This window comes from Myroides sp. TSA_177.3 (assembly GCF_052691955.1).
The window spans coordinates 172,743-185,615 of sequence record NZ_JBQZGD010000004.1; the positions used below are offsets into that span (position 1 = coordinate 172,743).

11 protein-coding genes are annotated in these 12,873 nt (G+C 36.7%); 7 read left to right on the plus strand and 4 right to left on the minus strand.

The annotated features are described in order from the left end of the window. The first annotated feature begins 8 nt into the window (after positions 1–8). On the plus strand, positions 9–1,079 hold the full coding sequence (locus tag ACUTSE_RS06245; protein WP_445639597.1) for a mannose-1-phosphate guanylyltransferase: 1,071 nt from the start codon (positions 9–11) through the stop codon (positions 1,077–1,079). A 31-nt stretch (positions 1,080–1,110) separates the two neighbouring features. Here ACUTSE_RS06245 and ACUTSE_RS06250 read toward each other — a convergent pair whose 3' ends face one another. Next, on the minus strand, positions 1,111–2,871 hold the full coding sequence (locus tag ACUTSE_RS06250) for a cytochrome c peroxidase (protein WP_445639598.1): 1,761 nt from the start codon (positions 2,869–2,871) through the stop codon (positions 1,111–1,113). Positions 2,872–2,962: 91 nt separating this feature from the next. Beyond that, positions 2,963–4,477, minus strand: coding sequence for a hypothetical protein (locus ACUTSE_RS06255; RefSeq protein ID WP_445639599.1), 1,515 nt, complete (start codon positions 4,475–4,477; stop codon positions 2,963–2,965). Between the two features lie 222 nt (positions 4,478–4,699). On the opposite strand from ACUTSE_RS06255, the gene ACUTSE_RS06260 reads away from it, so the two are divergent. Next, entirely contained in the window at positions 4,700–5,434 is a 735-nt protein-coding gene (locus ACUTSE_RS06260; RefSeq protein ID WP_445639600.1) for a sterol desaturase family protein, read from the plus strand. A gap of 75 nt (positions 5,435–5,509) precedes the next feature. Here the strand turns inward: ACUTSE_RS06260 and purE are convergent, their stop codons facing one another. Beyond that, the gene (purE, locus tag ACUTSE_RS06265; RefSeq protein WP_002987549.1) at positions 5,510–5,992 is read right to left on the minus strand and encodes a 5-(carboxyamino)imidazole ribonucleotide mutase; all 483 of its coding nucleotides are present in this window, start codon (positions 5,990–5,992) and stop codon (positions 5,510–5,512) included. 3 nt (positions 5,993–5,995) lie between these two features. Then, positions 5,996–7,150 carry a 5-(carboxyamino)imidazole ribonucleotide synthase gene (locus ACUTSE_RS06270; protein ID WP_445639601.1) on the minus strand — a complete coding sequence of 385 codons (1,155 nt, stop codon included), beginning with the start codon at positions 7,148–7,150 and terminating at the stop codon, positions 5,996–5,998. Positions 7,151–7,758: 608 nt separating this feature from the next. Here ACUTSE_RS06270 and hpt point away from each other — a divergent pair. From hpt to ACUTSE_RS06295, 5 genes are all read left to right on the plus strand, one after another. Continuing rightward, complete coding sequence (gene hpt, locus ACUTSE_RS06275; protein ID WP_445639602.1) at positions 7,759–8,292, plus strand: hypoxanthine phosphoribosyltransferase; 534 nt, start codon at positions 7,759–7,761, stop codon at positions 8,290–8,292. 33 nt (positions 8,293–8,325) lie between these two features. Continuing rightward, positions 8,326–8,901 (plus strand): adenylate kinase, encoded by a 576-nt coding sequence (locus ACUTSE_RS06280; protein ID WP_445639603.1) that lies wholly within the window; start codon positions 8,326–8,328, stop codon positions 8,899–8,901. A 53-nt stretch (positions 8,902–8,954) separates the two neighbouring features. After that, positions 8,955–9,956, plus strand: a complete 1,002-nt coding sequence (gene obgE / locus ACUTSE_RS06285; RefSeq protein ID WP_002987544.1) for a GTPase ObgE — start codon at positions 8,955–8,957, stop codon at positions 9,954–9,956. Between the two features lie 173 nt (positions 9,957–10,129). Continuing rightward, complete coding sequence (locus tag ACUTSE_RS06290) at positions 10,130–12,448, plus strand: putative monovalent cation/H+ antiporter subunit A (RefSeq protein WP_445639604.1); 2,319 nt, start codon at positions 10,130–10,132, stop codon at positions 12,446–12,448. Further along, on the plus strand, positions 12,429–12,869 hold the full coding sequence (locus ACUTSE_RS06295; protein WP_002987541.1) for a Na+/H+ antiporter subunit B: 441 nt from the start codon (positions 12,429–12,431) through the stop codon (positions 12,867–12,869). Before ACUTSE_RS06290 ends, ACUTSE_RS06295 begins: the two co-directional genes overlap by 20 nt. The last annotated feature ends 4 nt before the right edge of the window (positions 12,870–12,873 follow it).

Consider the following 12,873-nt stretch of genomic DNA (forward strand, 5'->3'; position numbering starts at 1 on the left):
AGAATAGTATGAGTTCGAATTATTATGCTGTTGTAATGGCGGGAGGAGTTGGTTCGCGTTTTTGGCCAGTAAGCACTCCAGAATTTCCTAAACAGTTCCACGATATGTTGGGATCAGGTGAAACACTGATTCAAAAAACATTCATGCGATTGTCTCAGTTAATACCGAAAGAGAATATCTTGATTTTAACCCATGAGAATTACAAAACAATCGTTCAGGAGCAATTGCCTTCAGTAGAACCCGATAATATCATTTTAGAACCTGCCATGCGAAATACCGCACCGTGTATTTTGTATGCTGCAATGAAAATTAAAAAACTCAATCCCGATGCAGTGATGGTCGTTGCACCGAGTGATCACTGGATAGAAGATGAGCTTCAATTTGTATCGAATTTACAACGTACGTTTGACGTTTGTGAAAGAGATCAAGTATTGATGACGTTGGGAATCTTACCTACTTTTCCTAATACAGGATATGGGTATATTGAATTTAATAAGTTAGATTCTAGACCCATCAAAAAAGTAGTACAGTTCCGAGAGAAACCAGATTATGTAACCGCAAGAAAGTTTATTCAAAGTAGACATTTTCTGTGGAATTCAGGAATTTTCGTGTGGAGTGTGAGTGCAATATTAGATGCTTTTTCGAATTTTCAGCCAGAAATGACCGCGCTTTTTGAAGCGGGATATGACTTGTTTAATACAGATCAGGAAAAATCGTACATTGACGAGCATTATTCAGAAGCAGAGAATATCTCTATTGATTATGCAGTGATGGAAAAAGCCAATAATGTTTATGTTTTACCCGCAACTTTTGATTGGAATGATTTAGGAACTTGGGGATCGTTATACGAAAAACTACCAAAGGATATTTCAGACAATGCAGTGGTAAATGCTCAGGTGTATTTCAATAATGCAACCAACAACATTGTACGTACTGATAAAGGAAAATGCGTAGTGGTTGATGGGTTAAATGATTACATTGTAGTAGACAAGGAGGATATCCTCTTAATCTATCCAAAGAAAAAAGAACAAGAAATTAAAACGGTTAGTCAATACATAACGACTAAAAAAGAGAAATAAAAAAAAGTCCTTGGCATGCCAAGGACTTTTTTTATACTTGATCACTTAGTGCTTTCATAAAGGCTACTATAGCTTGAATTTCTTGATCGGTTAAATCTAATGGAGTGTCAGGAAGGGTTTGATTTTCTACATCCAAACCTAAGCCAAGACCACCTCCTTTGTTGTAGAAGTCCATGACTTCTTCAAGCGTCTCATATACTCCATTATGCATATAAGGACCGCTTTCGTTGATATTTCGAACGGTAGGTGTTTTAAATGAGTGCTTCAATTGGTCCAAATCTGTATTGAATACATAACGACCCAAATCACCATCTAATTGGGTACCTGCTTTGTCTTTTGGAACACCGAGAATTTCTTGCTCAGAACTTCTGAAGTAAGGAGAAACAGTTCCATTAAATACAGGCAGAAAGTGACAAGTAGCACATTGAGCTTTTCCTACAAATAGATTAAACCCTTGTTGTTCTTGTGCGGTCATAGCTGTTTTATTTCCTCTCATATATAGATCAAATCTAGAGTTGAAGGTAGAAAGCGAACGGATATAAGAAGCCAGTGCATTTTCTACTTGCCAAACAGCAATCGGAGCATCGGTTTGATAGGCTTGAGCAAAGTGCTTTTTATAGGCCTCACTTTGATTTAATACCTGGACAATCTCTTGTAAATTACCGTGCATCTCATCCTTATTGGTAATGACATCTGAGGTTTGACTTTCTAGTGTCACACTGCGCATATCCCAAAATTGACCGTGATAGTAAGCGGCATAATTTAAAGATAAAGCATTTCTATGCAAAGGATTCCCCGTTAAATCCAGCGAAGTTTTTCTGTTTTCGCTGAAGGCTTTATCAGGATGGTGGCAAGTGGCACAACTTCTCGTATTCTCTTTTGATAATTGTTGATCAAAAAACAATTCCTTTCCTAACGCAATTTTACTTGATGTTGGATAATAGGTACTATCCGGTAAAAAAGCATTGAGATTAATGGTATTGGCATCAAATAAAGAACCTGTTTCACCCCCAATGACTTGATTGGTTTGTAAAAAAGGAATCGCTAATTCGCGTTGTAAAGCAACAATTTCTTTGGCTAAAGGATCTAAATACTTCAAAATGAAAGTAAGGTAGTCAAAGGAGTTTTTCGCAGGATTAGCTTGGCATAAAGCGATTGCTTCTGTTAGCAATTGATCGATTGTCTCATAAGCTTGTGTAGTTGTCCATGCCTTAGAGGTTTGTATCGCCTGACCAACGCCTGATAAACTAGCGGTAGCTTCGATAAATTGCAATTTACTTGCAGGGGTATCAAAACCTGTAATACCTAACGTAGTGATTTGGAAAATTTCCAATTTCAGCGCTTCTAGTACAGAAGCAGGTTCAAAGGTAATAGCCTCAAAGTTTTTGTGGATTTTGTTCGATAAGTTTTTGAGCTTTCGTGATTGTAGCAACAGTTCCTCTTTTGAGGTGCTATCATAGACGGGATAAAGGAATTCTTCAACCACTTGAAATCCTTCTGCAGGAATGAATTTGTTTTCGTCTAAATCGAGTTGATCTAATGCAGGACCATTAATAGCTGCTGCTGTATGAGGTAGAAAATAGGATACCGCCCATTCAATTTTTTTATAAGCAAGTCTGCTGGCAATAAATCTTTGTCTAATTTGCGTACTATCTTGATTATGTTCTATAGCGTGAATAAGTTGGTCGATGTTGGAACTAAGTGTATCTACTTGTTCTACCAAATAAGTATTGTAAGTAAGGGATTGATAGGTGTCTTTTTTTTGACAACTTGTGATTCCAATTGCAAGCATAAACAAAAGGAAGTAGGGTTTTAGGTGCTGCATAGTATAAAAAGACACTTTACACGCTAGTGATAGCATGTAAAGTGTAGTAAATGGTACATTATTTTTCGACGTTGCGAATGATTACGACTTGTCCGCCTTCTTTGTTTTTGTTTACGCCAGCTTTATCTGCGTTCATAAACTCCTCTTTTTGCCAAGTATGAGAGTGGATATTCACCGCAAACGTATTTGGAATCCCTGTTAAGTCCGAAATATCTTCCATAGCACCAAATTCCCAAGAACCAAACTTTTGTAAATTACCTGATTGGTTGTAATTCGCTTGCCATTGCGCATCTTGTCTGTTGTGTTTCATATTCAACCACGGCTTGTATGTTCCATCTGAAATTTTATATTGCCAGATATAAGAATCGTGTTTCGCATCTGCGTAGTAAGAATCACCATCTTCTTGAATATAAACGTAGTTTTCTGTAACACAAAGGTTATCAGGGTTGATAAGATTATGTCCTGGGTTGCTATCTCCTTCTGCTGCAACAGATAGTTTACCTGTTAGCATATTATTTTTGTCTAAAACTAATTTGTATACACGTCCCCACATGGTGAAACCGTCTACTGGATTTCCTCCGCTAGCTTGTCCTGTTGCAGTGAAGTACATTTCGTTTCCTTTATTCGCTCCTTTGCGGTAGTCGATGTCTTCTACACGTGAAAAACGAATCACACCCAACTCCATATTTTTTTGATTGATTTGTGCACCCGTTAGATTCTTAGCATTTGGAATTTCTACGAATTCTACGTCATATTCCATGCCTTTCGTCATATCCATTTCCGTATACCCACCAGATTTTCTCTTTAGTGCATATAATTTTCCATCGTGTAAATCGCCTTGATTTCCTACATACATCAATAATTGTCCCGCACTTTGGTGGCTTGAACCATATCCTTGATCTTCTCCAATTACGATATACGTTTTCCCTTTAGAAACATCCATAGGTAAAGGAACTGCATTTTCCATACTCGCTTTTCCTAAAGCTGGTAAAACGCGATCTGTTGAGGATTTTAAATCTGTTGAACCTAAAGGATCAATAGCATGTACCATACTTTCTTCACCAGATTCACCAGCTGTTAAAAATACAGGACCAAATCCGTGTAGTTCTGGTTTAGCTAAGGTTGCAGAACATAAACGCGTGATTCCACCAATTCCATCTACGATATATTCTCCTTTGACAGGTTTGAAGGTCTTATCTAAATAAACACGAGAAACGGATTGCATGATTTCATGATTCGTAATCATCAAATAACCCTCTCCATTTGGATCTTTCATAAAACCAGCACCATCAGGTTGACCGCCAAATACAAATTCTGGAGATCCTTCTAATTGATCTTCACTAGAAATAAGAGAAAAGATTTCCAAGTTGCTAAAACCAGGCATTGCATAAACAAATGCTGGGGTTTTAGAATGATTTTTTAAAACCACAGGATTTTTAGGGTCTACTGGTTTAGGCTCCTCTGTAACAGGATCTTTATCTGTTACTTTGTTGTCGTCATTGTTACACGATGTGGTAGCAAGGGTCAATAGGAAACTCGCAGTCAATAGCGTTAGTGTGTTGTTTACTTTCATTTTTGTTTATTTTTGTTAGAGCAAACATAGGGGTTGAAAGTATCTGTAGGGTTATTGATACTTTACCAAATCTTTAACAAAAAAGAGTAGGGGTATTGGTTTTTCAAGCAAGGAATTGATTTGGAAAGTGGAGAAGGAATTAGCTCATAAAAGAGTTAAAACTTTTATTATCCACACATTAATGCGTACTTTGATTATTCTTATTTTATAAAAATAAAGGCAATGAATCCGATGGAAATGATATTAACTCAAGATTACCGCTCAATTGTAGGATTTGCATTCCTGCTTAATCTGGCCTTGATGTTGGGATCAATCTTGTTTTACTTTTTGTGGCATGCTTTAAAAAAGAGCCATACTGAAGTTAATGCGTATCAACCGATTGTTTCATCTGATGTTTGGGCGGTAGTAACGACATTGATTTGCAATATTGTCATCTTTGTTTTAGGTGCTTTTTTGTGGAGAGAAGGGTATTTGTCTGTGGATTTCAATAAAGGAAATGTTGGAACAATACTCTTACAGCTATTGGCTTTGATTTTAGTAGTTGATTTTTGGATGTACGTTTTTCATAAACTAGCACATAGTAAATTCTTATACCGTTTTATTCACGAAAAACACCATGAACACGTCGGGGTAAATGCGTTGAGTCTGTTTGTGCTTAGTCCTTTAGAAGCAACAGGTTTTGGATTCATGTTGCTGCTCATTCTATTGTGTTATCCTTTTCACTATCTCAGTGTAGGATTGTATTTTATCATTAATGTAGTATGGGGGACAATTGGTCATTTTAATCGCGTACAAACTGTTGCACGTAAAGGATGGATGACTTGGTTAGGTACAGCCAGTTTTCACAATATGCACCATATTGAACCACAGAAGAACTTCGGGTTTTATACTACATTGTGGGATCGATTATTTCAAACACATCAAACAACAACGTATAAAGGGAATAATAAGACATAAAAAAACCAGTAATTGGCTATTACTGGTTTAGTATAAAGTTAAACGCGCTTGGAAAAGTGCGTTTTGTTATTTGATTTATTGTTTAAGACTTGCTGCTGCTTTTAAAACTGCATCTCTTAATCCATTTTTATAAGCAATCATCTGATTGCGAATTTCTTCATTTTGGCTACCTAAAATTTGCAAAGCCAAAAGACCTGCATTTTTTCCACCATTTAGAGCCACTGTTGCTACAGGTACTCCACCTGGCATTTGTAAGATAGAAAGAACACTATCCCATCCATCAATTGAATTGCTTGACTTAACAGGTACTCCAATCACAGGAAGTGGAGACATAGAAGCAACCATTCCTGGTAAATGTGCTGCACCACCAGCTCCAGCAATAATCACTTGAATCCCTCTGTTGTGTGCGTGTGAAGAAAAATCAACTAATTTCTCTGGCGTACGGTGTGCTGAAACAATATCAACTTCCACTTCTACCCCAAATTCTTTGATGATATCGATTGCATCTTGCATGATAGGCATATCTGAAATACTGCCCATTACTACGGCTATTTTCATATCTTATTGACTGATTACTTTAATCGTTTCTTTTACTTTTTGAGCGATTTCTCTCGCTTTATTCATATCGCTATTTACGATAGTAACATGACCCATTTTTCGGAAAGGTCTTGTTTCTCTTTTACCATAAATATGAGGAGTAACTCCAGGAATAGCTAAGATTTCATTCATTCCCTCGTAGTATACCTGTCCGGTGTGTCCTTCTGCACCCACTAGATTCACCATAACACCAGCAACTTTGCTATCTGTATTACCTAAAGGTAAGTCTAAAATAGCGCGGATGTGTTGTTCAAATTGTGAAGTATAACTCGCTTCAATAGAATAATGGCCTGAATTATGCGGACGAGGAGCAACTTCGTTGACTAAAATTTCGTCCTCTTGTGTTTGAAACATCTCCACAGCTAATAATCCAACGTGATTGAATTTCTCAGAAACCGTTAAGGCAATTGCTCGTGCTTTTTCTGCAACAGTTGCATCAATACGCGCTGGGCAGATTACATATTCGACTTGATTCGCCTCAGGGTGAAATTCCATTTCTACCACAGGGAAAGTTTTAATTTCTCCAGATGCTGAACGCGCTACAATCACAGCTAATTCGTTTTTGAACGGAATCATAGTCTCAGCAATACACTCTACTTCTGGTAATGCAGTAAGATCTGCAACAGAACGAACAACTTTTACTCCGTTTCCATCATACCCAAATTGCGCCGATTTCCATACAAAAGGAACAGATACCGTTTGTTGATTTACTGCAGCAACTAAATCCGCTTTAGAGGTAAAACGCACATAAGGAGCAGTAGGAATATGGTGTGAAGTATAGAAATCTTTTTGCTTGCCTTTGTTTTGAATCAAACGCAAAGTCTCAGGAGCAGGATATACTTTTACACCTTCTTGCTGTAATTGATCCAACGCTTCTAGGTTTACTCCTTCAATTTCGATGGTTAAAACATCTACTTTTTTTCCAAAGCGATAAACCGTTTCATAGTCCATTAAGTCTCCTTGAAAAAATTGGTGTGCACCAAATTGTGCAGGAGCTTCTTTACTTGGATCTAATATGAAAGTAGCAATGTCAAATTTGCGTGTATCGTATAAAAGCATTTTGCCTAGTTGACCGCCTCCTAATATTCCCAAGCGAAAATCAGTTGAATAATAATTCATTGTGTTGTTGTAATTGTGTTTATGCAAAGATATACTAAATCGAATGGTGTACATAAAATAGAACCAAAAAAAGTGGTTTAGGCTTGAGATAAGATAATACAAGCTGGAGTAACAGGGGATAAGGCCTATGATAGGAGAATGCAGTAGTTTTAACTTTTATTGATTTGTTTTATTATTTATTGAAACCGAACTTGTTTTTAATTCTAATACGCGAGTTTTACGAGTGTGAAAAAAAACTTAAAACAAAACTTGTTTAGTTAAAAAATTAACTTATATTTGAAATCGATATAACATGGTACAACGTATTAGAAGATAATATATACCCTTGATCTGGTGTATAAAAAATAATCTTAACAATAAAACTTATTAGCTTTGGTTTTAGAGTTAGATTGAATTAGTTTGTTTTAGACGTAGCGTTTGAAGAAAGCGCTACGTTTTTTTTGTTTACGGGTTTGCGGTTTGTTCTTGATGTGATTTTACCAACTTCGCCTTTTCATCCCCTCACCAAGCTCACGTAACAAAATGAATTTGTTTGGAATTCATCTGTTAAGGAGTATAAATGTGCTGTATCTTTTTTGTATATTTGCAAATTATCAATTCAATTGTTTATGGAAATTCAAGTTTTAGACAAGACTTTTGTTCCTTTTATTTCGGAAAAACAGATTCAAGAAAGATTAGGGGAGATTGCAAATGATATTTTGCGTGATATGAATGGGGAAATACCAATCTTCATTGGTGTTTTGAATGGATCTTTCATGGTGGTTTCGGATTTAGTTAAGCAATATAAAGGCAGCTGTGAGATGAGTTTTGTTAAGATGGCTTCATACATCGGGACTCAATCAAGCAATCAAGTAAATCAACTTTTAGGTTTGGATATTGATGTGACGGATCGACGTGTAATTATTATTGAAGACATCGTAGATACGGGAAATACATTAGTAGCGCTAAAAAAACTTTTTGAACAACAACGTCCAAAAGAAGTTAGAATTTGTACGTTGTGCTTAAAGCCAGAAGCTTACACCAAAGACATTAAACTAGATTATGTCGCTTTTGAAATTGAAAATAAATTCATCGTGGGGTATGGGATGGATTATGATAAACACGGAAGAAACATTCCGGAAATTTATCAAATTAAAGAGTAATAAACAGTAACAGCATAAATAAAGTATAGTAGCATGATTGCAATAGTTTTATTTGGAAAACCTGGTGCAGGAAAAGGCACACAGGCAGAATTTCTTAAAGAAAAATACAATTTAACTCATATTTCTACCGGAGATGTGTTTCGTTATAATCTAAAAAATGGAACAGAATTAGGAAAACAGGCCAAGGTCTTTATGGATAGAGCAGAATTGGTACCAGATTCTATTACAATTAATATGCTTGCAGATGAAGTAGAAAAAAACATGGATAAGGCAGGGTTCTTATTTGATGGTTTTCCACGTACAATTCAACAAGCAGAAGCATTAGAAGCTTTATTAAAAGAAAAAAATATTCGTTTTGTAGGAACAGTTGGATTAGAAGCAAATGATGATGTTTTAGTACAACGTATCCTAGAAAGAGGAAAAACAAGTGGAAGAGCAGATGATCAAGATGAGAAAATCATCAGAAGCCGCTATGAAGAATACAACGAAAAAACAGCGCCATTAATTGACTATTATACAGGAAAAAACTGTTATAATTCAGTAGATGGTATCGGGACTGTTGAAGAGATTACAACGAGATTAAGCAGCGTAATTGACCGTTTGATTTAATCGATCTCTTGGATAAAAAAGACAAAAACAAAGAGAAGGTAATAAAATAAAAGATGACTGAAGGGAATTTTGTAGACTACGTAAAAATCTATGTGGCCTCAGGAAAAGGTGGAAGAGGTTCTACGCATTTACACCGTGAAAAATTTATTGAAAAAGGAGGTCCTGATGGTGGAGATGGTGGACGTGGAGGTCATGTCTATATTGTCGGTAACGAAGGACTATGGACGTTATATCACTTAAAATTCATGCGCCATATCAAAGCGGGGCACGGAGGTGATGGTGGTAGTTCAAGAAGTACGGGTGCTGACGGAGATGATCGAGTTATTGAAGTACCTTTAGGAACAGTTGTAAAAGATAAAGAAACAGGAGAAATCCTGTTCGAAATTACTGAACATAACGAAAAACGAATCCTCGGAAAAGGTGGAAAAGGTGGTTTAGGAAACTGGCATTTTAGAACGTCAACGAACCAAACCCCTCGTTATGCGCAACCAGGGATGCCAGGAGAAGAACTCGATATTATTTTAGAGTTGAAAGTATTGGCAGATGTTGGTTTAGTAGGGTTTCCAAACGCAGGTAAGTCAACGTTGTTGTCTGTGCTAACTTCTGCAAAACCAAAAATTGCAGATTATCCGTTTACAACGCTAAAACCCAATTTGGGAATTGTAGCTTACCGTGATTTTAAATCGTTTGTGATTGCAGATATTCCTGGAATTATCGAAGGAGCTGCAGAAGGAAAAGGTTTAGGACATTATTTCTTACGTCATATTGAACGAAATTCTACACTTCTTTTTATGGTGCCTGCAGATGCTGAAGACATCAAAAAAGAATACGAAATTCTTTTGGATGAGCTGAGACGATACAATCCTGAAATGCTGGATAAAGATCGTCTATTAGTCATTACCAAATCAGATATGTTGGATGCAGAGCTCCAAACAGAAATGAAAGCAGAATTAGATGAAGAACTAGAAGGAGTGCCTTATATGTTTATATCGGCAGTTGCTCAACAAGGTCTTCAAGAACTAAAAGATAAATTGTGGCAAATGTTAAATAACTAGCCCTGAAAGCGAGATTTTAAAATCTCGCTTTTTTTGTGGCTATATCTGTTTAAAAATGGTTATAATTTTGTTAAAAACAGGCGCGTTATTTGGCTTTGATTAGTTTTTTTTTGATTTTTTTATATATTTACCCTCAATAGAAATATTTGAAAAAAGAGAAATAAAGCTCATTTATGCTATTCATTATTTTACTCACTTTTGTACTAGCTTTTAGTACACTTTTTTTGAAGGGGTTAGGACGTTCTAAGTTTACAGGATTATTAACTTTAATACCATTAAGTCTTTTCTTTTATTTCCTGTCCTATTTGCCAAAAATACAGTCAGGAAAAGAAGTCATGCTTTTTAGAAATGAATGGGTACCTTCCTTAGGTATCGCTTTTGACTTTAAACTAGATGGATTATCGCTCTTATTCTCCCTGTTGATTACAGGAATCGGAACACTCGTGTATTGGTATGCTTCTTACTATCTTAAAGGACATGTCTATATTCATCGATTTTTTGCCTACCTCGGACTCTTTATGGGCGCCATGCTCGGTGTCGTACTATCAGATAACTTAATTTCCCTATTTGTATTCTGGGAATTGACCAGTATTACTTCTTTCTTCTTGATTGGATTTAATAACGAAGAAGAGGATTCGCGTAAAAGTGCACTCTGGGCACTTGGAATTACGGGCTTAGGTGGATTCTTCTTACTCTCCTTCGCGGCAGTGATGGGAAGTATCGCAGGAAGTTATTCCATTCATGAACTGCTAACACAATCAGACTTCTTAAAAGAACATGCTTCTTATGGGGTATTGTTGTTCTTCTTGTTCATGGGAGCCTTTACTAAATCAGCTCAATTTCCTTTTCATTTTTGGTTGCCTGGAGCAATGAAAGCCCCTACACCAGTATCGGCTTATTTGCACTCAGCAACTATGGTAAAAGCGGGAATCTATCTTTTAGCGCGTTTTACGCCTATTTTAGGGGACCATGTGTATTGGAATACCACTTTGCAAGTAATCGGTGGTTTAACCATGCTATTTGGTGCTATACACTCGGTATTCCGAAAAGATATGAAAGGAATCCTCGCGTATACCACAATTTCTGCCTTGGGACTGATTGTTTTCTTACTTGGTGTAGGATCAGAAAAAGCGATTTACGCAGCAAGTATCTTTATTTTAGTACACGCGTTGTATAAAGCAACTCTTTTCTTGGTAACAGGAACGGTAGATCATCAAACACATACAAGAGATATCAATCAACTAGGAGGATTGCGTAAAACAATGCCTGCTTTAGCGGGGGCTGCCTTGATTGCGGCTTTATCTAGCGCGGGAATTCCATTGACTTTTGGATTTATTGGAAAGGAAATCATTTATGATGCAACGTATACCTATCCAATTAATGAATGGGCATTAGTCTTTACTGGAGCTGCTGTACTAACGAATATATTCTTGACAGCATCGGGTTTCCTCGTAGGGATTAAACCGTTTTTTGGAAAAGTAAAAAAAGCTTGCCAAGATGTGCCTAAACCATCTATTCAAATGTGGTTACCTCCTGTAATCTTAGCTGTACTAAGTGTTGTATTTGGAGTATTACCTCAATTAGTAAATGAAGGAGTACTTGCATCGGTAGTTCGAGCGATTGGCGGAAAACCAATCGATATGGAATTGGCGCTATGGCATGGATTCAATGAAATCGTAGCCCTAAGCGGTGGAACTATTCTTTTGGGGACTGCCTTGTATTTCGTGTTTAAAGGATACAAAAATTCGTTGGCTGTAGTTTCGCCTTTCTATAACCTTTCTCCACAGCATATCTTTGGTTTTGTCGTTGAGAAATTTAGATTATTTGCCTATACGTATACTCGATTATTTCAAAGTGGATATTTACGAATCTATTTGATGGTGATTATTGTATTCTTTATTGGGTTAGTAGGGTATAAGCTATTTGCAGATGTGCCTTTGCGTGTTAATACTGAAGGATTATCTGAATTTAGGGTATATGAATTGGTTGTATTCTTAATTACAGTGATTGCTATTTTCTTTGCAATCAATACGCCATCTCGTTTGTCTGCCATTGCAGCAACAGGAGTAGTAGGCTACTGTATTTGTTTAATCTTTGTGTTTTACGGAGCACCTGATTTAGCGATGACACAGTTTGCCATCGATACGCTGACGGTGGTTTTATTTGTCCTGGTATTATTTAAATTACCTGGTTTCTTGAAACTGAGTAATCGTAGAATCCAATTCAGAGATGCTGTGGTTTCGATCGCTTTTGGTGGATTAATCTCCCTAATTACTTTACAAGCTTTAGTATCTCCAGCAGATAAAGAAATCAGTAGATATTATGCTGAAAATGCATACATTTTAGCCAAGGGGAAAAACGTAGTTAACGTAATCCTCGTGGATTTTAGAGGGTTTGATACATTAATTGAGACTATTGTACTTTCAATCGCTGCATTAGGAGTATATGGTCTTTTAAAATACAGAACGAAGGATGAGGAAATATCAGAATAAACACCACGTTTTAGATTCAACAATCTTGCGTACGGCAACCAATTATTTATTGCCTTTATTGATTCTGTTCTCCTTGTTTGTATTGTTGAGAGGACATTATCTTTCTGGAGGAGGATTTGTAGGAGGATTAATCGCTTCTATTGCCTTCGTATTGCACTCTTTTGCGTATAGTACCAAACAGACCTTAGCCTTGTTTCAATTTTCGCCTATGCGTTTAATTGGTATTGGTCTGTCATTGTCTATTATAAGCGCAATATTACCCGTTTTTTTAGGGCTACCCGTGATGACTGGGGTATGGTTTGCCGAATCAGTCGCCGTGATTGGCGCAGTAGGTACCGCCTTGTTTTTTGATATCGGGGTTTATCTCGTTGTAATTGGTGTTGTGTTGACAATCCTATTTACAATCGCAGAAAATGTTTAATTAA